The following is a 19600-nucleotide window of genomic DNA, read 5'->3' as shown; positions in this document are numbered from 1 at the left end:
CCGCGTCTAGCGCCAGCGCTGATCAAGCACCTTGCGGCTGATCGGCGCTTTGCTGCAGGCATCGGGCGCTGCTCGTTGCAGCATGGCGCTGACCGCCGGGTCGTCCAGCCAGGCGCAAACCTGTTGCTGTTGCGGCGGCTGCAAAGCCTGGAAGCGTGCGCGTAAGCGCTGCCAGCAATGGCGTTGATACGGGCTGCTGGGGGTAGTGAAGCCGACGCCCTGTGCTTGCCAGTGCACGTGCTTTTCGCCGCGCTCGACGGCCTGCTCATTGGCTTGCAGGTAGGGCAGGTAGTCGCGGCAGAGTGTTTCCCGCAGACTCTCCAGCCCTTCTGGTATGCGGGTTAGCGCTGGCTGATCGGTGAATTGCTCTGGTGTCAGGTGCCATAGTCGTTCGACCCAGGCGCACACCTGCGGGGCGCGTTCGCGCATGATGCGTGCGCCGGTCGGGTCGCTATAGAAGTGGCGGAACATCGAACCGAAAAAGCCCATGTCGGCCTGGCTCGGGCGCAGGCCCAGCAGAAAGGGCCGGTCGGCCAATGCGCTTTGCAGTGCAGCGAGGATTTGCGGATACAGCGCCTCGACCAGCGGAGCGGTGTGCCGGGTGATGCCATCGCCCTTGAGAAACAAGCGGCGCTGACGGCGCTTGATCCACCCGCGCCGGAGCACCAGCGGCAGCGGCACATCGCGCAGCAGGCCGCGCGCCAGACCCTCGCTGAGCTGCCGCGCATCTTCGGCGAAGGCCCAGCGGTAGTACATGGCCGGCCGCCATAGCCATTCATCGCCGAAGTCTTCCAGCAGATCAGCGATGAAGCACAGGACCGGATCACTTGGATAGATTGCGGGTTCGCTGAACTCGCGCTCGAACTGCTCGATGATCGCCGTGCTGTCGGTCAGCCAGCGACCATCAGGTAACTCGAGTTGCGGCATCTGCGCGACACCGGTGATCCGTGCACAACGCCTGAACGCGCGGGTGCCCATTTCGACCAACTCGTAGGCCAGCCCCTTGGCGCGCAGATAGCCTTCGAGCTTGCCGGTGAAATAGGACAGATCGAGCCCGTGGACCCTGAGCAATCCTCGCTGATCTGGCGCGTTCATTGGACAAACACGCGCGCCAGCCGGCCCATGGATGACCAGTACAGATCGCGGTTCCAGCCGCTGCTGGGGAACACCACGCCCTGGGTCGGACCGCCGCTGCGCACCCGCGCCAGTTCGGCACCGGTTTCGATATTCAGTACCACCACTTCTTCGCCACGCCGGCGGTAGTCATTGACCACTAGTTCGCCGCTGTCGGGGTAGCTGATCATATGGCTGGCGCAGCCGAAGCCATGCTTCTCCCACAGCGCGGTCAGTTCATGGGATTGCGCATTGAAACGCCAGGCCCGCAGATAGCTGTTCGCCGAGTCGTAAGCCACGACGATCTGGCGCTGGCGGTCATACAGCGGCGGGTTGGTGACACTGCCGCCGGCCAGCCCGCTGATCGGCAGGATCTGCTGCTTGCGCGAATCATCCAGTGCGACCCGGATCAGCCGGTTGGCGGTCGGGCTGACCCCGGCGCCGATCATGCGGGTGCGGTAGCGATGCTTGCCGTTGTCCATAAACCAGGCGTGCCCGCCATCCAGCACCACGTCCCAGCCGTAGGTCTGGGTGCTGTCGCCGATGTAGTCGAAGTGCCAGTCAGGATCGCGCAGCAGCGTGTGCCGGGTTGCATCCCAGTGGTAACGCATGATCGAGCGCACGCCGACCACATACAGGGTGTTGCCGCTGCTGCTCAGGCGGGCAATCGAGGGTTCGGCGCATTCAATGTCGGCACACACCGGCTTGAGTGTCTGCGGGTCAAGTACGCTGATACGGGCCTTTACGCTGTCCGAGAGGTTTTTCGTAACCAGCAGGCCGTTGTCCAGAATGACAAACGAGTTGTACGGCAGATCGACCGGCAAGCGCTGCATGGCCAGCGGTTCGCAGGCGCGGTTCAGGCGATGGGCGTGGCGGCCGTAGACCACGTAAATATCACCATTAGCGTGAATCGCCATGCCGCCCGGCCACATCGGCCCGCCTTTCAAGCGCGGGGATTTGCAGCGGGTCTGCAAGGTCAGCGGGTCGATCAGTTCCACACAGGCGCTGGTCGGCAGGCCGAGGTTGGCGCGCAGTGCCGAGTGGGTCAGCAGGTATACCTCGCCGGGCGCGCCGAGCACGGTCATGGTCGACAGCAGCGTGTTGCGGGTCACGCAGCCGAGCGTCTCGCCGGGCTGCAGGGCCAGTCCGCTGCCGCTGCGGGGGCGCTGCAGGCGCTGCGGGCCGCCGTCTTCGCCGGGCCATGGGCTGTTCAGGTAGGCCGAGTGGGTCATGCTGGGTGCTCCGGGCTGGGGTGCGAGCCTCAGGGTAATCCATCGCCGCGGCACGCGCGGCCTTGAATACGGCGGCATCAGTGCGCTTGATCTTGCCGGGGGAGACCCTGGCGGCGAGCAGTCGTTATACTGCCCGCGCGTCCAGCGAATGCCTGCGGCGCTGTCTCGTCAAGGAGCCTGTGTGTCCCATTCCATCCAGCGCCGCTGGTATCTGCCGGCGTCTGCCATTGCCGCCCTGGTGGTGTTGCCGCTGAGCGTGCTGCTGCTCAGCTGGCAGCAGGTGGACACGGTGATCTGGGCACACCTGTGGCAGACCCAGTTGCCGCGCCTGCTCGGCAATACCCTGCAGCTGGTGCTGGGGGTTGGCTGCGGCGTAGTGCTGCTGGGGGTCAGTCTGGCCTGGCTCACCGCGCTCTGCGAGTTTCCCGGGCGGCGCTGGCTGGACTGGGCGCTGATGCTGCCCTTCGCCATTCCGGCCTATGTGCTGGCGTTCGTCTTCATCGGCCTGCTGGACTTCGCCGGGCCGCTGCAGACCCTGCTGCGCGAATGGTTCGGCAGCGGCCTGCGCCTGCCGCGGGTGCGCTCCAGCGGTGGGGTGACCGTGGTGCTGGTGCTGGTGTTCTACCCCTATGTCTACCTGCTCGCGCGGGCCGCCTTCATGGCCCAGGGCAAGGGCTTGATGGAAGCGGCGCGGGTGCTTGGCCTGTCGCCGTGGCAGGCGTTCTGGCGGGTAGCCCTGCCGATGGCGCGGCCAGCGATCGGTGCCGGCCTGGCGCTGGCAACCATGGAAACCCTGGCCGATTTCGGCGCGGTGGCGGCCTTCAACTTCGACACCTTTACCACGGCCATCTACAAGACCTGGTACAGCCTGTTCAGCCTCAGCAGCGCCGCCCAGCTGGCCAGCCTGCTGCTGCTGTTCGTCATCCTGGTGATCTATGGCGAGCGCGCCGCGCGCGGGGCACAAAGGCCGGCGCAGGAGCGCGCGCGCAGCCGCGCGCTGTACCAGCTCAAGGGCTGGCGGGCGCTGGCTGCCAGCGGCTGGTGCGGCCTGGTGTTCGCCTGTGCCTTCGTCATTCCGTTGTTGCAATTGCTGGTGTGGTTCTGGCAGCGCGCCCGTTTCGATCTGGACGAGCGCTACGTCGACCTGATCCTGCATAGCGTCTATCTCGGCGCGCTGGCCGCCCTGCTGACGGTAAGCCTGGCGCTGCTGCTGGCGTTCGCCCGGCGCCTGGTGCCCGGGGGGCGCATGGGCGTGCTGGTCGGCATCGGCAACCTCGGCTACGCCTTTCCGGGCTCGATCCTGGCGGTGGCGATCATGCTGTCCTTCAGCTACCTGGACAATCAGCTGGTGATTCCGCTGCTGCAGGCGTTCGGCGCGGTCGGCAAGCCGTTGCTCACCGGCAGCCTGCTGGCCGTGCTGCTGGCCTACCTGGTGCGCTTCATGGCGGTGGCCTACAGCCCGCTGGAAAACAGCCTGGCGCGGATCCGCCCGTCGCTGCCGGAAGCCGCGCGCAGCCTCGGCGTGAGCGGCCGCCAGCTACTGCACCGGGTGTATCTGCCGCTGCTGCTGCCGGGCACCCTGAGCGCGGTGCTGCTGGTGTTCGTCGATGTGCTCAAGGAAATGCCGGCTACCCTGCTGCTGCGTCCGTTTGGCTGGGATACCCTGTCGGTGCGGGTGTTCGAGCTGACCAGTGAAGGCGAGTGGGCGCGGGCTGCGCTACCGGCCCTGACCCTGGTGCTGGTCGGCCTGTTGCCGATGATCCTGCTGATCCGGCGCTCGGCCAGAAGGCCGGGTTAGTCCATTCCGCCGACGGAAGGTGCTGCTGTGCCGTGCCTGGCCGTGAATGCCGGGATGACCGCCGGCGCCCTTGCCGCTACAATGCGCGCCTCTCGAAACATGCCAGCGCATTGCGGAGCCATTCATGGGACAACGCACCCCTCTCTACGACCAGCACCTTGCCCTGGGTGCCAAGATGGTCGACTTCGGCGGCTGGGACATGCCGCTGCACTATGGCTCGCAGGTTGAGGAGCACCATCAGGTGCGCCGTGACTGCGGCGTCTTCGATGTGTCGCACATGACCGTGGTCGATGTCAGCGGCAGCCAGGCCAAGGCCTACCTGCAGCACCTGCTGGCCAACGACGTCGAGCGCCTGAAGACACCGGGCAAGGCACTGTACAGCGGCATGCTCAATCAGGACGGCGGGGTGATCGACGACCTGATCGTCTACCTGACCGATTTCGGTTACCGCGTGGTGGTGAATGCCTCCACCCGCGACAAGGACCTGGCCTGGATGCGGCAGCAGGCTGCCGGCTTCGCCGTCAGCCTCGACGAGCGCGCCGACCTGGCGATGCTCGCAGTGCAGGGCCCGCATGCCCGGGCCAAGACTGCCGAGCTGGTGACCCCGGCGCGCGCCGCACTGATCAACCAGCTCAAGCCATTCCAGGGCTTGCCCGAGGGCGACTGGTTTATTGCACGCACCGGCTACACCGGTGAAGACGGCCTGGAAATCATGTTGCCGGCCGAGCAGGCCCCGGCTTTCCTCAGTGAGCTGGTCGGTGCCGGCATCGCCCCGATCGGTCTGGGCGCCCGCGATACCCTGCGCCTGGAGGCCGGCATGAACCTCTATGGCCAGGACATGGACGAGAGTGTCTCGCCGCTGGCCGCCAACATGGGCTGGACCCTGGCCTGGGAGCCGGCCGCGCGTAACTTCATCGGCCGCAGCGCCCTGCAGCGGCAGCAGGCAGCCGGCAACCTGCCCAAGCTGGTCGGGCTGGTGCTGGAAGAGCGTGGTGTATTGCGCGCCCATCAGGTCGTGCGGGTCGAGGGCGTCGGCGACGGTGAAATCACCAGCGGCAGCTTCTCGCCGAGCCTCGGCAAGTCGATCGCGCTGGCCCGCGTACCGGCTTCGACCGGCGACCGCGCGCAGGTGGAAATCCGCGGCAAGTGGTTCCCGGTGCGCGTGGTGCAGCCGAATTTCGTGCGTCACGGCAAGGCCCTGATTTAGTAGCGCAGGTGGCCAACCGCACAGCGTTGTCCACCGGATATCCCGGTCAATGGGTGGACTAGCTGCGCGTTGTCTACCCTACAGGTTAAAGTTTCCGGCAGTCCCCGCTGCCAATCACGTTTGAGGAATGACACATGAGCAATGTACCCGCTGATCTGCGTTATGCCGCCAGTCATGAATGGGCCCGCCTGGAAGCCGATGGCAGCGTTACCGTAGGCATTTCCGACCATGCCCAGGAAGCCCTGGGCGATGTGGTCTTCGTCGAGCTGCCGGAAGTCGGTGCCAGCCTGGCTGCCGGCCAGGAAGCCGGAGTGGTCGAGTCGGTCAAGGCCGCTTCGGATATCTACGCACCGATTGCCGGTGAAGTGATTGCGGTCAACGAAGCGCTGACCGACAGCCCCGAGCTGGTCAATGCCGACCCCTACGCCAACTGGTTCTTCAAGCTCAAGCCGGTTGCCGCATCCGATCTGGACCAGCTGCTCGACGCGGCTGCCTATCAGGCGGCTGCTGACGCCTAAGCGAACCTCCCTCTCCCGCTGGCGGGAGAGGGGCAGGGGAGAGGGTGGCGCATTGCCCCCTCTCCCTAGCCCTCTCCCCGCTGGGGCGAGGGAACTAAATCAAAAGCTCCGCCAGCCCCTGGCCTGATGGGGCTTTGTCATTTTTGAGGTTTCCCATGTCGCAGAACCCTTCGCTCGCCCAGTTGCAGCAACCCGACGCCTTTCTTGAGCGCCACCTCGGCCCGGATGCCGCTGAACAGCAAGCCATGCTGGCGACCCTGGGTGTCGCCACGCGTGCCGAGCTGATCGCTCAGACCGTGCCGCCGGCGATCCGTCTGGATGGCCCGCTGGGTCTGCCGGCAGCGCTGGATGAGCAGGGTGCGTTGGACAAGCTCAAGGGCTACGCCATGCAGAACGAGCTGTGCACCAGCCTGATCGGCATGGGCTACCACGGCACGCTGACGCCGACCGTGATTCTGCGCAACGTGCTGGAGAATCCGGGCTGGTACACCGCCTACACGCCTTACCAGCCGGAAATCGCTCAGGGTCGTCTGGAAGCGCTGCTGAACTTCCAGCAGCTGACCATCGACCTGACCGGTCTGGATCTGGCCAGTGCCTCGCTGCTCGATGAAGCCACGGCTGCTGCCGAAGCCATGGCCATGGCCAAGCGCGTGGCCAAGAGCAAGAGCAACCTGTTCTTCGTCGACCAGAACTGCCACCCGCAGACCATCTCGGTGGTGCAGACCCGTGCCGACGCTTTTGGCTTCGAACTGGTCATCGATGCGGTGGAAAACCTCGGCAACCATCAGGTCTTCGGTGGCCTGCTGCAGTACCCGGATACCTATGGCGAAATCCGTGACCTCAAGCCGCTGATCGACCAGCTGCACGCCCAGCAGGCGCTGGCCTGCGTGGCGGCCGATATCCTCAGCCTGATCCTGCTGACCCCGCCCGGTGAACTGGGTGCCGACGTGGTGTTTGGCTCGGCACAGCGCTTCGGCGTGCCGATGGGCTACGGCGGCCCGCATGCGGCCTACTTCGCCTGCCGCGACGAGTACAAGCGCGCCATGCCCGGCCGTATCATCGGTGTGTCCAAGGATGCCCGTGGCAACAGCGCCCTGCGTCTGGCCCTGCAGACCCGCGAGCAGCATATCCGCCGCGAGAAGGCCAACTCGAACATCTGTACCGCGCAGGTGCTGCTGGCCAATATCGCCAGTTTCTACGCGGTCTACCACGGACCGAAAGGCCTCAAGCGCATCGCCCAGCGCGTACAGCGGCTGACCGTGGTTCTGGCTGCGGGTCTTGCGCAGAAGGGCTTCAAGCGCCTCAACCAGCACTTCTTCGACACCCTGACTGTACAGGTCGGCAGCCAGCAGGCCGAGATCCTCGCCCGTGCCCACCTGCAGGGCATCAACCTGCGGGTGATCGGCAGCGAGCAGATTGGCGTAAGCCTCGATGAAACCTGCAACGCCGACACCGTGGCCAGTGTGTTCGACCTGTTCTTCGGTGAAGACCATGGTCTGGACGTGGCGGCGCTGGACGCCGGCAGCGTGGCCAGTGGCATCCCGGCAGGCCTAGAGCGCAGCTCGGCCTACCTGACCCACCCGGTGTTCAACACCCACCACAGCGAAACCGAGATGCTGCGTTACCTCAAGCAGCTGGAGAACAAGGATCTGGCGCTCAACGCGGCGATGATCCCGCTCGGTTCCTGCACCATGAAGCTCAACGCCACCAGCGAGATGATCCCGATCACCTGGCCGGAATTTGCCAACCTGCACCCCTTCGCCCCTCGCGAGCAGGCTGAAGGCTACCGCCTGATGATCGAGGAGCTGGAAAGCTGGCTGTGCACCATCACCGGTTTTGATGCCATCTGCATGCAGCCCAACTCCGGCGCGCAGGGCGAATACGCCGGCCTGCTGGCGATCCGCAAGTACCACGAGAGCCGCGGCGATGCGCACCGCAACATCTGCCTGATTCCGTCCTCGGCGCACGGCACCAACCCGGCCTCGGCGCAGATGGCGAGCATGCGTGTGGTGATCGTCGAGTGTGACGAGCAGGGTAACGTCGACCTCGACGATCTGAAGAAGAAAGCCGCCGAAGCTGGTGAACAGTTGTCCTGTCTGATGGCCACCTACCCGTCGACCCACGGCGTGTACGAGGAAGGCATCCGCGAGATCTGCGAAGTCATCCACGCTCAGGGTGGACAGGTCTATATGGATGGCGCCAACCTCAACGCGCAGGTTGGCCTGACCCGGCCGGCCGACATCGGCGCTGACGTGTCGCACATGAACCTGCACAAGACCTTCTGCATCCCCCACGGTGGTGGCGGCCCGGGCATGGGTCCGATCGGCGTCAGGGCACATCTGGCGCCCTTCGTTGCCAACCACCCGGTAGTGCCGCTGGACGGCCCGAACCCGCAGAACGGTGCGGTCAGCGCCGCACCCTGGGGCAGCGCGAGCATCCTGCCGATCAGCTGGATGTACATCGCCATGATGGGCCCGCAGCTGGCGGATGCCACCGAAGTCGCCATCCTCAACGCCAACTACCTGGCCAAGGCCCTTGGCGAGGCGTTCCCGGTGCTCTACTCGGGTCGTAACGGCCGGGTGGCGCATGAGTGCATCCTCGATTTGCGTCCGCTCAAGGCGGCTACCGGGATCAGCGAGGAAGATGTGGCCAAGCGCCTGATGGACTATGGCTTCCACGCCCCGACCATGAGCTTCCCGGTACCCGGCACGCTGATGATCGAGCCGACCGAGAGCGAGTCCAAACACGAGCTGGACCGCTTTATCGAAGCCATGCTGAGCATCCGTGCGGAGATCGCCAAGGTCGCCGCCGGTGAGTGGCCGGCCGAGGACAACCCGCTCAAGCGCGCGCCGCACTCGCTGGCCGATGTGATCGGCGTGTGGGAGCGGCCGTACAGCATCGAACAGGCCGTCAGCCCGACCGCGCACACCCGCCTGCACAAGTACTGGCCGACGGTGAACCGGGTGGACAACGTCTACGGCGACCGCAACCTGTTCTGCGCCTGTGTGCCGCTGGATGACTATCGCTGAGTGCTTCTGCAGTAAAAGCCAAGGCCGCCCAATGGGCGGCCTTGACGTTTATGGCCCGGCGGGTGGTTTGCGTAAGCATTTCTGGCGCAGTGCAATGCCTTCTGCAGTGCCTTCGATGACCTCTGCCGGGGCATGCAGCTGTGAGATCGCTGCCTGGGCGACTCCGGCACCTGTTACCAGCAGGTGCGGCCAATGACTCAGCCACCAAGACTGCGGGCGCCACATTGCGTTTGCTGCGCGAGGCCGCTGGCGGAGGCCGGCCGGAGAAAGCCGGCGCGACGCTACCTCAAGGCAGCCAGAGATAGCCCGGGAACAGTGTGTACCTGCGGCCTTTCTTCCTCAGGAGGTGCGGCGGTGCAATCCGGATTTTCGGGCCGCTGGAGATGGTGTCGAGGTCGTGGAAACCGGCATGCAGCGCTTCCACGCAGATGCGCAATGCTTCGGCGCGATCGGCAAACTGGTGTGATCCGGCAGCGTGCATCATGGGATTGGTATTGATCTCGTAGATCTCCGGGCGTCCGTCAACCACGCCGAAATCAGCACGTCCATAATCGATGGCCGCGATTTCGAATGCACGGCGCAGCGTTTCTTCATGGGGGTTGGTTCGCACCGTGACGAGGTCTTCGGCGTAACCCTCGACGCCGGCAACGCCGTCCTCGCCCATCTTGGCGGACCATTTTCTTTCGTGCACGCTGGGCGCGGCCACATAGCGGTTGCCCAACCGGTAGACCGAGTATTTGCGGAAAACGCCGTTCCCCACAGGCTCCGCTCGGTACTCGACGATGATCAGGTCGTTGACGGGATAGCCGGCAGCGACAAGGCGGCGCAGCTCCGCATGCACTGCCTGAGCGTCACCCAGGAGGTCGGTGAGATTGCCGCGATGCGCCGACTTCGTGCGGATAAACACCGGAAAACGCTCGACCGCTTCCGGTTCGTCCGCCGGCCAGGCAGAGAAGCTGTTGATGCCGGCCCGGCGCAGTCGGCGAAGCAGTGGCAGTCGCTGCAGGGCCGCCGCCGGATCATTGAGTACGCGGCAGCCGGCCGCCTGCAACTGTCGATAGACGTGCGCTGCGTATTCCAGCTGCCAGAAGTTCAGACGATCGAAGTCACTGAAGATATAGGTTGCCCTGGGCAGGCTGCGCCTGGCGAACAGGAGCGGATAGACCGCCTGGCGGACGAACGGCAATGCCTTCGAGATTGCGTGGTGCGTGTCGCGATGGCTGCAGGTGGTCACGAAAATGATCATGTCGCCTCGAGATGCGGATATGGCTTCATTGCGGTTTGGCGGTCAGCGGACCGAGTCCATGTATGCCTTGGCTGATGCCATGAGGCTGCGCCCCAGGTCGCTCAGGATGGCGTGTTCTGCCACTACGCCATAGCCGGCGTCGAAATTCCTGGCATCGGCTTCGGCGGCGGCATGGGCACGCGCCTTCTGCCGGGCGTCGAGCGCATCGCTGTGGGTCAGTTGCGACATGGTCCAGTGCATGCGCGCCGATACATAGGTGGCGTGATAGATCCCGTCCATGGGGCGTTGGTCGACCCTCAGTGGCGAGCTGAAAAGTTCCTCGTCGGCGTTGCGGACCAGTGGTTCATGGGTACAGAAGCCGAAAAGCAGGCTATGTGCGGACTCGTGTGCCAGCACTTCCGCAACGGCGATCTCGTCAGGGTGGAAGTTTCCGTTGAGGAACAGAGCGCCCCAGAGTTGATAGTGAGAGCCGCCGTCGAACTGAAATTTCGCCGCGGGATCGCTGCCAACGATCACAATCTGATGGACGATCGCCCGAATCTCTCCAGCCAGCGCCGGCAGGGCGGTATCCAGCAATTGCATGCCGCGAGCCAGGCGCTCACGAAAAGCGCTGGCGACCTCCGGGGCTGGCGGCAGGAAGCCCAGATCGATACTCGTATCGGCATTCATCAAGCGGGTGTAGCGCTCTGATTCTTCACCCAGCGCGGGGTCGCCCAGCGTAACCACCTGCAGGGTCTGCGGCATCGGCTTGACCCGGACCAGCTCGTCAAACAGCCGTCGCGCATCGTCAAACCGATCGCCTGTTATGGCTTCGACAAGCTCGTAATAGCGGGCGAACACAGCTGGCGAAACAACGCCGGATCCCGATAACTGCTCGGTCAGCCGGGTCATGCCGATCCGGTCGAATGGTATTGCGTCTTTGCTGGCTTCGCAGACGTGCCTGAGGCTCAGGCCAAGTTCGCGGTGCATTCCGCGATCGAGGGACAGTGCGCGGCTGGCGTCGGGATGGAAATCAAACTGGGTCATATCCCTTCCAGCCTCGGCAGGATGGTTCTGCGGCGTGCACAAAATAAAGCGACGACGAATGACCTTCGGCGTCGCCTGGAATTGATTTGAGCGGATTTATCCAGCAGCGCGGCTATGCAGGGCGCGACCGGCCTGCTTCAGACGGGCTTGACGCCGGCCTTCATGCCGACCTTGACTCCAGCCTTGAGCCCGGTCTTTGCGCCGGCCGAATGCGCACTAGAAATGCGGAAACCCAGTAGCTTGGCGATATCAAATTTGACAGTCATTAGAATTCCCTCAGGTGATGAATTGCAAACAATACACTGCCCGCCTCGAAGTGCAAGTCGAGCCTGCCTGCAGAAGCGGTCAAGCGCTTCCGGCGCTGCAGTGAGTGAAATCCGGCAGAATTGTTGCCATGCCTGCAGGTGCCGTCGCTGACCGGCGCGGCTGTGCGCCGATGGAGCCCGCAAGCAGCTTGCTGGATCAATTCGAGCAAGCAGATAAGGCACTCCAGCTTCTGCAGGGTTGGGGCTCTCTGCCGATCAGCTGGCTGTGCATCACCTGCCGGCTGCGCGCGCGAAGCTTGAGCATGAATGCTGCAGGGCGATCGCCGTGGCGCCGAACGGTCACCACGGTCATGCCCCGTAAATCAGCGGTGATTCAGGATTGCAGCTGATCGGCATGCAGAAACCGGGCAATATCCTGCAGTTGCTCGGTGCCCAGGCGGACATGCCCTCCCGGGTAGACGTGCAGGCGCTTATCGGCAGTGCCCAGCGCATCAAACAGTTCCAGCTGCCCTTCGCGGGAAAACAGTTCGTCGTCCCACTTCTGCTGGAAGAGTACCGGGCAGCTTACCGCGGCCGCATCGCTGACCAGGCGCCTGGAGTTGACGAAGCTGGTGCCCCACATGCCCACTACGGCGCGCGCGATGCGCTTGTCGATAGCCAGCAACGGCAGACCGTAGGCTGTGCCCATCGACAGCCCAAGCCACATGCATGGCACACCGTTCAGGGCTTCCTGAATCTCGTCAAGCAGCGCCTGCCAGCGCTGGACGTACGGCAGCACATGCCCGGGATCCGAGCCCCAGAGTTCAAAGAAACGCGCACGCACCAAGGCGCCATCGCCAGGATCAATGCCCACTGCGCGCGCCCCGTGCACGGGGCCGTCGAGGGCGATCAGGCGCAAGCCTTGGCGGCCGACCAGTTCGGTCGCCACATCCCATATATCCAGCCCGGTCTTGCAGGTGCTGCCGCCATGCTGCATCAGGATTATCGGCGCACGGCTATCTGCGGCTGCTTGCGGGCGGTCAAACAACGCGGCTGACGCCAGGCCACCTTCGGATTGCGGTCGAAAAGTGCGGCAGCGCACCCCGTCGCGCACACTGTCTTCACCTGTCCAGTCAAACATGCTGCATCCCCTGAAAAGAGCAGTGACGGTAGTCATTCTTGTGCGGGACAACCATCAAGTTGGCGCAATGCCGGCATTGCATTCAGCTATAGGCGCACCTGATCAGGTTTCCATCCGGATATCCATGCCGGTTGCCGCGGCACCGGGAATGATGCTGCGCAGGGTGTCGCGCAACCAGACATGCACGGCCTGGCGATGCGTGCGCTCGTGCCAGATCATGTCCGTCTCCAGCGGCGAGACCTGGAACGGCAAGGGCGAGACGGTCAGCGGGAGGAAACTCGCATAGTGCCGGCAGAACCAGGTCGGCATGGTCGCGATGAGGGAGGAGCCGGACACTATGTACGGCGCCAGCAGCGCAGACGATACGTGAACCGTGCGCAAGCGCTCGAAGCCAGCGGCCGCGAGTTCAGTCGTGAGCATTTGCTCGAATGATGAGCGTGGTGAAAACGGAGAGCCGAACACCACATGCTGCCGCTCCAGGTATTCGGAGCGTGAAATCGTGCCATTCGGCGTCCGCTCGCGGGCACTGATGCAGGACAGTGGTTGCTGGAACAGAGGGGCTCGTCGCAGGTCCGGATGCAGATCGGGGAAATACCCCAGGGCTATGTCGCACTCCCCTTCGCTCAACCACTCGCGGATGTGTTCCGGGTCAGGCGCCCGGACATTCAGTGACATGCCAGGCGCGGTTTTGCCGAGGATCTCAGCCAGTGCCGGCACAAAGGCCATCGAGGTGGATTCGGCGGCGGCCAGTGTGATGGTTCCTTTCGCGTTTGCGAGGTTGACCGGCCCCTCGTTGCTGAAGATGTCTTCCATCAGCTGGATGCCGCTGCGCACCTTCTGTGCCAGCGACAGCGCGCGCTCGGTCAGGATGAAACCATTGCCAGAGCGGATCAGTAACGGGTCACCCGTCAATTCGCGAAGCCTGGCCAGGGCATTGCTCATGCCTGGTTGACTCATTTCCAGACGTTCGGCGGCGCGCGTGACGGATTTCTCCGTGAGGAGCATGTCCAGGCAAATGAGCAGATTGATGTTGCTGCGCTTCATAGACGGAATCAGCTTGGGTTATGTAGGTATTGATGGCGGTTGATTGAGCATACGCCAATAGCGGTGCTCAAATAGATTACCTTCAACTTACAGGAGTCTCCTCATGTCAATCGCCATCATCAAACCCAGTACCGCCGAAATGCTTGCCTGCGTTGCGCGTTTCAAAGATCTGAAGCGTTGCGATACGGGGCTGCCGGACATGGTTTTGCCGGAGGGGAAACGCGCTTTTTACAATGTTCTCGGCTTTGAGCAGCCCAGCGAGGGCGGGCAGTTCTCGCCGTTCGGTGATGCAGTCAAGGCACCCATATCCCATCTGAAAGCCGGCTTTGGCATGTCCTTTATCGCGGCTGAGCCGGGTAAGGGAGTACTGATGCACGCCCATGACACGGTCGAGACGTTCATGGCCATCAACGGTACCTGGAAGCTGGAGTGGGAAGGCGAAAAAGGCAATGAGCATGTGCTGCTTGCGCCCCTGGATTTCATCGCGATTCCGGTCGGCGTGCATCGCCGCTTTGAATGCGCGAAGGCGGCGGAAGGTTCCAGCGAGGGGCTGTTGCTGGCCATTATCGTCGGGGATGCGCCAGCCGCTGAAGCTGCCCCTGTCGCAGTCGAGCGCATGATCGAAGCGGGCCTCTGGCAGCGCCCGGCCTAAGCTGGCTAAAAAGGCTGGCGCAGGGCAGCCTTTTTAGCCTGACCATGCACGATTGGTGGGAAGGTTAACGTGGCAGTGATCCTGCGTGAAGCTGCGTTCTGCGCCCGGCAAGCTGTGGTCTGTTGGGTCTCCCGCCGCCCTGCCTTGAGCAGGCTTGTCGAGCCGAAGCGCTTGGTGAGTGAGAAGAAGACCGGGTCGCCGGGCGGGCCTGTCCCCCTGCAGTACAGCGGCAAACCGCCTGGTCTTCTATCCGCGCTTAAATTAAACGGCTGCCCAACGGGCGGCCTTTTTTGTCCCCGGGATTTTTCTTGCTGCAGTTGGTCAGCGGCACGAGGGTCTGTCATCATCAGCCGATCAGCCCGTCCAGGCTGGCGCTGTTCAATCATCTTGAACCCACGGGGAAGAACAATATGAAAAGGTTGCTCAGTATTGCGGTAGGCAGTGCCATGGCCTTTGGCGCGCAAGCCTACGACCGGATTCCACAGACAGCCGGCCTCGCTGGCTACGTCTTTCTGGGGGCCTCCTCCAATTCGATGGAGAGCAACACTCTGGCGACCGTTGGTGGCACCGAGGTCAGCGACGAGCGCATTGACTCGGTGAGTGATTCCCCGGACAGCAAGAGCTACGGTCGCGTTACCCCGGCCTTCAACCTGTCCTACACCCTTGATGGCTCGCGCACCCAGTTCTTCGGCGGTACCGAGCTGGATGACTTCCTCACCCAGGATTCCTCGCTGGGCCTCGGCGTGCGCCAGAGCATCGGCAGCCTCGGCAACCTGCGCGCCAGCCTGCTCGCCTCGACCGAGCGCGAAGTCTACAAGGATCCCTATGTGGTGGGCGTCGATCGCAGCAAGACCGATCAGACCAGCAAAGGCATGCGCCTGGGCTGGGAGCACATCCTCGAGTCGGATTTCGAGCTGACCTATACCCACCGCAAGATCGATATCGACAAGGAACTCAGCGGCAGCACGGCGCCACTCAATGGCGGCCTGGGCCTGACTGCAGAGCAAATCAATGATCTGGACCGCAACGGCGATTTCAACAAGATTGATTTCAGCTATGTGGCCCAACTCAGCCCATACAGTCTTTTCACCTCCACCTACAGCTATGTGGAATACGATCTGGACGGCGATGCCATGTCCATGTCAGGCCCGATGATGCAGCTCGACTACGGCTACACCGGCCTGCAGGACTGGCAGCTGAACGCCAGCGTGGTTCTGGCGACCATGAGCAGCGATGACTACAACCCGGTCTATGGCGAGAAGCAGGATCAGGACAGCTATGGCGTGTCGCTCACGGCGGCCTATCTCGAGCCGTTCGGCCTGAAGGACTGGAAGGCGCTGGGAACGTTTGCCTATGGCCAGCAGGACAACCAGATCGACTTCTACGACACCAGTATTTCCAGCGTCAACCTGGGCATGATGTACAGCTTCTGATTGCTTCGGGAGTACAGCAAGGGCGCATCTCCTGGCGGGCTGCGCCCTTTTTCATGCGAGAACATCACGGCTTGCCGGCATTCCAGTGGCACTCCGAGGCGGCCTGCACCGTCGCCGCCGGCCGGCCGGCACAAGCCTGTCTGCAGCAACAAGCAGCAACAAACAACGCTCAGCAAAGCTGTCCGCTGGTTTGCTCGGGCAGGGTGCGCGCACTATGATCGGCGCGCCGTGCGAGGGGCTGTGTGGCGCCGGTCTGTGGTTCGCGCCGAAACCGGCCGCCGGCACTGCAAGTACACACCGTCGACGGGTAGCGTCATTTCTGCCCGCTTTCATCTGGGGCAATGACATTGTTGAGCAAGATCCTGCGTGAACCACTGCTGCATTTTCTGTTTCTCGGACTGTTGTTGTTCGGGCTGTTTGACCTGGTCGCTGGCCCGCCGGGCGGCAGCGAGCGGCGCGTTGTCATCAGCCAGGCCATGAGCAACGAGATGGCCCAGGGTTTTCAGGCCACCTGGCAGCGTCCGCCAACCCCGGAGGAACTCAAGGCACTGGTGGATACGCGGGTGCGTGAAGAGTTGCTGTACCGCGAAGGCGTTGCCCTCGGGCTGGACCGGGATGACCCGGTGATCCGCCGGCGGGTGGCGCAGAAGGTCGAGGTGATGGCGGAGGAGTCTGCACTCTCGGATGCAATCGATGATGCCGAGCTGGAGCGCTACCTGCAGCGCAATGCCCAGCGCTATGCACTGCCGGCCGAGGTAGCCTTCGAGCAGGTCCTGTTTGCTCCGGACACGCATGGCGCACAGCTGCAGGCCAATCTGGCCAGTGGCCTGCAGCGCTTGCAGGCCGGGGCTGCGGCAGAGCAGGTCGGCGACAGAACCCAGCTCCCCGCCCGGGTCGAGGCCACCCCGGCCGATCTGGTGGCGCGCGAGTTTGGCGAGCCGTTTGCCGCGGCATTGCCGGAGTTGCCGCTGGGCAGCTGGGCCGGCCCGGTGGCATCCGGGTTTGGCTGGCACCTGGTGCGCTTGCAGAGCCTCACGCCAGCGCGCCCGGCCAGTCTCAAGGACGTGCGCAAGGCCGTCGAGCGTGACTGGGAAAACGAGCGGCGCATGCAGGCCAAGCAGGCTTACTACGAGCAGCTGGGTGAGCGATACGAGGTGATTATCGAGCCTGTGTCGCCGGTCGGCGAGGCTCGGCAGTGATGCTGCGCTGGCTGCTGCCATTGCTGGTGTCGCTGCTGGTCATGCCGGCAACGGCCGATGTGTTTCGCCCGGCGTACCTGCAGCTCAAGCAGGTCGATGGGGAAAACTATCAGGTGCTGTGGAAGGTCCCCGCGCTGGATGAGCAGACCACGCTGAAGGTGCGCCCGGTGTTTCCTGAGGGCACCCGTGAACTGGGTGCGCGCTCATCCAGCTTTGCCAGCGGAGCGCTGGTGCAGCGCTGGAAAATTGAAGTGCCGGGCGGTCTCGAAGGGCGTCCCATCGCGTTCAGCGGACTCTCGGCACTCGGCCTGGATGTGCTGGTGCGTGCCGAGCGCCTGGATGGCAGCGAGCAGTTGGCGCGCATCCTGCCGGTTGAGCCGACCTTCCTGCTCAAGCCCGGCCAGGGCCCGCTGGAAGTGGTGAGTACCTACACGGTGCTGGGTTTCGAACACATCCTCATTGGCCTTGATCATCTGCTCTTCGTGTTTGCCCTGATTCTGCTGGTGCGCAGCCCGCGGCAGCTGATTCTCACGGTCACGGCTTTCACCATCGCCCACTCCATTACCCTGGCGCTGGCGACGCTGGATATCGTGCAGGTGCCCGGGCCGCCGGTGGAGGCAATGATTGCGTTGTCGATCGTGTTTGTCGCACAGGAAATCCTCGCCCGTAGCGCCGGTCATGCCGGGCTGGCAACGCGCAAGCCGTGGCTGGTGGCGTTCTCCTTCGGCTTGCTGCACGGTCTCGGTTTTGCCGGGGCGCTGGCGGAAGTCGGCCTGCCGCATAACGCGATTCCGCTGGCGCTGCTGTTCTTCAACGTCGGTGTGGAGCTCGGCCAGCTGGCCTTTATCGGCGCAGTGCTGGCTGTCGCTGCGCTGCTTCGGTGGCTGCTGAGGGGCGCAGGCGAACCGCGCTGGGCGGCACCACTGCAGGCCTATCTGATCGGCGGGGTGGCCAGCTATTGGCTGCTGGAACGCATCGCGGCATTCTGGGCCTGAGCAGTTTCCCCGGGTGTAGGGTGGTCATCTCGCGCAGCGAATGACCACCTTCCTGCTCTGATGGTGGCCAAGTCTTCGGCGTTGACCACCCTACCAAAGCGGTTGCCGACAGCCGCCTCCGGTTACCAGCGGTTGCGCACTTCTTCGGCGAAGCCGGGGAAGTCCTGCAGTTGCAGCACGCGACCATCATCCAGCACCGCTGTGCCGCTGAAATAGCCGAATACCTGATGCTGTTCCGAGGTGATCGCCAGCAGGTTGAAGTGGCTGTTGCGATCCACCGCCGGGCGGAAGTTCAGCTGCAGACGCTGGTCATTGCTGCTGACGCGCCAGGGCTTGAGCCAGTCGCTGGAGTCGAAGTGGAACTCGATCTGATCCAGCTTGTGCGCGCGGCCGTCGTACAGCAGCAGGTTTTCCGTGGCCGGGCTGCGGTCGCTGAAGCCGTAGCCGAGGTTGAAGCCGAACGGTACGCCATCCAGATAGCCGGACGCCGAGCCCCAGTACCAGGTGTTGTTGTAGGTCCAGACGCCACGGCCCCAGTCGAGTACGCCGAGGTCACGCTCGGGCTTGAGCGCATAGTGCTGGCCGGCGAAGTCGAAGCCGCCACTGGCGGGCAGGCAGTTGATCTTGCTGTTGTAGTAGAACGCCTTGCGGTTTTCGGCCCAGGAAGTGGCGATGTTCATCGACTCCAGGCCAGCCGGCTGGCTCAGCAGGATCTCGCCTTCGATGCCACGGCCGTTCGGGCCCTGTATGGCCGAGCTGGCAAAGCGCAGACGGCGTTGTCCGGCTTCGGTAATAAAGTGCAGGGAGAGCTGCTTGCTGGCGAAACGCACTTCGCCGTCGGCCGCCTGTTCAGGAAATGCATGGCGCGCCAGCGGCAGTACCTGCAGCGCATCGCTCTGATAGCTCTGGCCAGTGGCCAGGTCGACAAAGCAGATCGCATACAGCCCGGCATAGCCGAGGTTGCTGGCGGTCAGGCCGATGGCGAACTGCTGGTCGGGGGACATCACCGCGTAGTAGTCCCATTCCTTGATCCGCCAGGCGCTGGCGGGGACGGCACTGCGCTGGTAGCGCCAGAAGGGTTGGCGCGCCCAGCCTTCCTCGCTCAGGCGGCCGTTGGCGGCATGCAGGGGCAGCGGGGCGAGGATTTCCGTCTGTTTGCTCATGCCGGTTCGACCTTCAGCAGCACGCCATCCTGGCCGCTGACCCGTACCTGGCTGCCGGCCGGCAGATCCGGGCCGCTGACCAGCCACACGCTGTCGCCGGCCTTGATCTTGCCGCGGCCGCCGACTATCGCTTCATGCAGGGTAAAGCTGCGTCCGACAAACTCGCTGCCGCGCTGGTTCAGCCCCGGCTGGTCGGATGGCTTGGCGGCAGCCTTCTGCCGTTGCCACCAGAACACCGCAGTGAGGATCGACAGGCAGCCGAACAGGAGGAACTGCCAGGGCCAGGCCAGGGCGGGAAACAGGTAGAGGATCACGCCGACGCTGGCTGCGGCGATGCCGGTCCACAGCAGGTAGCCGCCGGCACCGAACACTTCGAGTATCAGCAGCAGGCTGCCGAAGGCCAGCCAGTCCCAGAAGGTGAGATGTTGCAGGTAGTCCCACATGGATAAGAACCCTTTTCATGTCTGCTGTGCATTGCTGTGCGGGGTAGGTTGGGTTGAGCGTAGCGAAGCCCAACGGGCAAAGCATCGGGCCATGCGAAAAGCCGTTGGGCGTCAGC

Annotated in this window: 17 protein-coding genes; 8 read left to right on the top strand and 9 right to left on the bottom strand. The window is 63.8% G+C overall.

The window, feature by feature from the left end:
- Nucleotides 1-6: 6 nt before the first annotated feature.
- Together ISX93_RS08430 and ISX93_RS08425 are read right to left on the bottom strand one after the other, a co-directional pair.
- On the bottom strand, nucleotides 7-1095 hold the full coding sequence (locus tag ISX93_RS08430; RefSeq protein ID WP_195778273.1) for a glutathione S-transferase family protein: 1089 nt from the start codon (nucleotides 1093-1095) through the stop codon (nucleotides 7-9).
- On the bottom strand, nucleotides 1092-2345 hold the full coding sequence (locus tag ISX93_RS08425) for a hypothetical protein (RefSeq protein WP_195778272.1): 1254 nt from the start codon (nucleotides 2343-2345) through the stop codon (nucleotides 1092-1094). The genes ISX93_RS08430 and ISX93_RS08425 overlap by 4 nt, the downstream gene beginning before the upstream one ends.
- 148 nt (nucleotides 2346-2493) lie before the next feature.
- Between ISX93_RS08425 and ISX93_RS08420 the strand changes: the two genes are divergently transcribed.
- The 4 genes from ISX93_RS08420 (at nucleotide 2494) to gcvP (ending at nucleotide 8897) form a co-directional block, all read left to right on the top strand.
- Nucleotides 2494-4143: an ABC transporter permease gene (locus ISX93_RS08420; protein ID WP_195778271.1), complete on the top strand. Its 1650-nt coding sequence runs from the start codon at nucleotides 2494-2496 to the stop codon at nucleotides 4141-4143.
- 124 nt (nucleotides 4144-4267) lie between these two features.
- Nucleotides 4268-5350 (top strand): glycine cleavage system aminomethyltransferase GcvT, encoded by a 1083-nt coding sequence (gene gcvT / locus ISX93_RS08415; RefSeq protein ID WP_195778270.1) that lies wholly within the window; start codon nucleotides 4268-4270, stop codon nucleotides 5348-5350.
- Nucleotides 5351-5484: 134 nt separating this feature from the next.
- Complete coding sequence (gene gcvH / locus ISX93_RS08410; protein WP_195778269.1) at nucleotides 5485-5868, top strand: glycine cleavage system protein GcvH; 384 nt, start codon at nucleotides 5485-5487, stop codon at nucleotides 5866-5868.
- Between the two features lie 155 nt (nucleotides 5869-6023).
- Entirely contained in the window at nucleotides 6024-8897 is a 2874-nt protein-coding gene (gene gcvP / locus ISX93_RS08405) for an aminomethyl-transferring glycine dehydrogenase (protein ID WP_195778268.1), read from the top strand.
- Between the two features lie 286 nt (nucleotides 8898-9183).
- Here the strand turns inward: gcvP and ISX93_RS08400 are convergent, their stop codons facing one another.
- From ISX93_RS08400 to ISX93_RS08385, 5 genes are all read right to left on the bottom strand, one after another.
- Nucleotides 9184-10143, bottom strand: a complete 960-nt coding sequence (locus ISX93_RS08400; protein ID WP_195778267.1) for a hypothetical protein — start codon at nucleotides 10141-10143, stop codon at nucleotides 9184-9186.
- Nucleotides 10144-10185: 42 nt separating this feature from the next.
- Entirely contained in the window at nucleotides 10186-11169 is a 984-nt protein-coding gene (locus tag ISX93_RS08395) for an aKG-HExxH-type peptide beta-hydroxylase (protein ID WP_195778266.1), read from the bottom strand.
- Between the two features lie 137 nt (nucleotides 11170-11306).
- Complete coding sequence (locus ISX93_RS17225; protein WP_258166958.1) at nucleotides 11307-11435, bottom strand: hypothetical protein; 129 nt, start codon at nucleotides 11433-11435, stop codon at nucleotides 11307-11309.
- 373 nt (nucleotides 11436-11808) lie between these two features.
- Nucleotides 11809-12555: an alpha/beta hydrolase gene (locus ISX93_RS08390; protein ID WP_195778265.1), complete on the bottom strand. Its 747-nt coding sequence runs from the start codon at nucleotides 12553-12555 to the stop codon at nucleotides 11809-11811.
- Between the two features lie 102 nt (nucleotides 12556-12657).
- Entirely contained in the window at nucleotides 12658-13599 is a 942-nt protein-coding gene (locus ISX93_RS08385; RefSeq protein WP_195778264.1) for a LysR family transcriptional regulator, read from the bottom strand.
- Nucleotides 13600-13702: 103 nt separating this feature from the next.
- On the opposite strand from ISX93_RS08385, the gene ISX93_RS08380 reads away from it, so the two are divergent.
- From ISX93_RS08380 to ISX93_RS08365, 4 genes are all read left to right on the top strand, one after another.
- A complete protein-coding gene (locus ISX93_RS08380) occupies nucleotides 13703-14251 on the top strand; it encodes a cupin domain-containing protein (RefSeq protein WP_195778263.1) in 549 nt (182 codons plus the stop codon).
- Between the two features lie 410 nt (nucleotides 14252-14661).
- Nucleotides 14662-15684: a DUF2860 family protein gene (locus ISX93_RS08375; protein ID WP_195778262.1), complete on the top strand. Its 1023-nt coding sequence runs from the start codon at nucleotides 14662-14664 to the stop codon at nucleotides 15682-15684.
- Nucleotides 15685-16034: 350 nt separating this feature from the next.
- A complete protein-coding gene (locus tag ISX93_RS08370; protein WP_195778261.1) occupies nucleotides 16035-16883 on the top strand; it encodes a peptidyl-prolyl cis-trans isomerase in 849 nt (282 codons plus the stop codon).
- Nucleotides 16883-17878, top strand: coding sequence for a HupE/UreJ family protein (locus ISX93_RS08365; RefSeq protein WP_195778260.1), 996 nt, complete (start codon nucleotides 16883-16885; stop codon nucleotides 17876-17878). Before ISX93_RS08370 ends, ISX93_RS08365 begins: the two co-directional genes overlap by 1 nt.
- A 122-nt stretch (nucleotides 17879-18000) precedes the next feature.
- Here ISX93_RS08365 and ISX93_RS08360 read toward each other — a convergent pair whose 3' ends face one another.
- Nucleotides 18001-19041, bottom strand: coding sequence for a DUF2804 domain-containing protein (locus ISX93_RS08360; RefSeq protein WP_195778259.1), 1041 nt, complete (start codon nucleotides 19039-19041; stop codon nucleotides 18001-18003).
- A complete protein-coding gene (locus ISX93_RS08355; RefSeq protein ID WP_195778258.1) occupies nucleotides 19038-19484 on the bottom strand; it encodes an NfeD family protein in 447 nt (148 codons plus the stop codon). Before ISX93_RS08355 ends, ISX93_RS08360 begins: the two co-directional genes overlap by 4 nt.
- Between the last annotated feature and the right edge of the window lie 116 nt (nucleotides 19485-19600).

This window comes from Pseudomonas sp. N040, from assembly GCF_015637705.1.
Classification (GTDB): Bacteria; Pseudomonadota; Gammaproteobacteria; order Pseudomonadales; family Pseudomonadaceae; genus Aquipseudomonas.
Note: the sequence above shows the minus strand (reverse complement) of the source record. Positions and strands in the feature narration are given on the sequence as shown.

Bases quoted from the DNA above. Each gene is read 5' to 3' on its own strand.
- ISX93_RS08430 (WP_195778273.1), bottom strand. From the start codon at position 1,095: ATGAACGCGCCAGATCAGCGAGGATTGCTCAGGGTCCACGGGCTCGAT.
- ISX93_RS08425 (WP_195778272.1), bottom strand. From the start codon at position 2,345: ATGACCCACTCGGCCTACCTGAACAGCCCATGGCCCGGCGAAGACGGC.
- ISX93_RS08420 (WP_195778271.1), top strand. From the start codon at position 2,494: ATGCCTGCGGCGCTGTCTCGTCAAGGAGCCTGTGTGTCCCATTCCATC.
- gcvT (WP_195778270.1), top strand. From the start codon at position 4,268: ATGGGACAACGCACCCCTCTCTACGACCAGCACCTTGCCCTGGGTGCC.
- gcvH (WP_195778269.1), top strand. From the start codon at position 5,485: ATGAGCAATGTACCCGCTGATCTGCGTTATGCCGCCAGTCATGAATGG.
- gcvP (WP_195778268.1), top strand. From the start codon at position 6,024: ATGTCGCAGAACCCTTCGCTCGCCCAGTTGCAGCAACCCGACGCCTTT.
- ISX93_RS08400 (WP_195778267.1), bottom strand. From the start codon at position 10,143: ATGATCATTTTCGTGACCACCTGCAGCCATCGCGACACGCACCACGCA.
- ISX93_RS08395 (WP_195778266.1), bottom strand. From the start codon at position 11,169: ATGACCCAGTTTGATTTCCATCCCGACGCCAGCCGCGCACTGTCCCTC.
- ISX93_RS17225 (WP_258166958.1), bottom strand. From the start codon at position 11,435: ATGACTGTCAAATTTGATATCGCCAAGCTACTGGGTTTCCGCATTTCT.
- ISX93_RS08390 (WP_195778265.1), bottom strand. From the start codon at position 12,555: ATGTTTGACTGGACAGGTGAAGACAGTGTGCGCGACGGGGTGCGCTGC.
- ISX93_RS08385 (WP_195778264.1), bottom strand. From the start codon at position 13,599: ATGAAGCGCAGCAACATCAATCTGCTCATTTGCCTGGACATGCTCCTC.
- ISX93_RS08380 (WP_195778263.1), top strand. From the start codon at position 13,703: ATGTCAATCGCCATCATCAAACCCAGTACCGCCGAAATGCTTGCCTGC.
- ISX93_RS08375 (WP_195778262.1), top strand. From the start codon at position 14,662: ATGAAAAGGTTGCTCAGTATTGCGGTAGGCAGTGCCATGGCCTTTGGC.
- ISX93_RS08365 (WP_195778260.1), top strand. From the start codon at position 16,883: ATGCTGCGCTGGCTGCTGCCATTGCTGGTGTCGCTGCTGGTCATGCCG.
- ISX93_RS08360 (WP_195778259.1), bottom strand. From the start codon at position 19,041: ATGAGCAAACAGACGGAAATCCTCGCCCCGCTGCCCCTGCATGCCGCC.
- ISX93_RS08355 (WP_195778258.1), bottom strand. From the start codon at position 19,484: ATGTGGGACTACCTGCAACATCTCACCTTCTGGGACTGGCTGGCCTTC.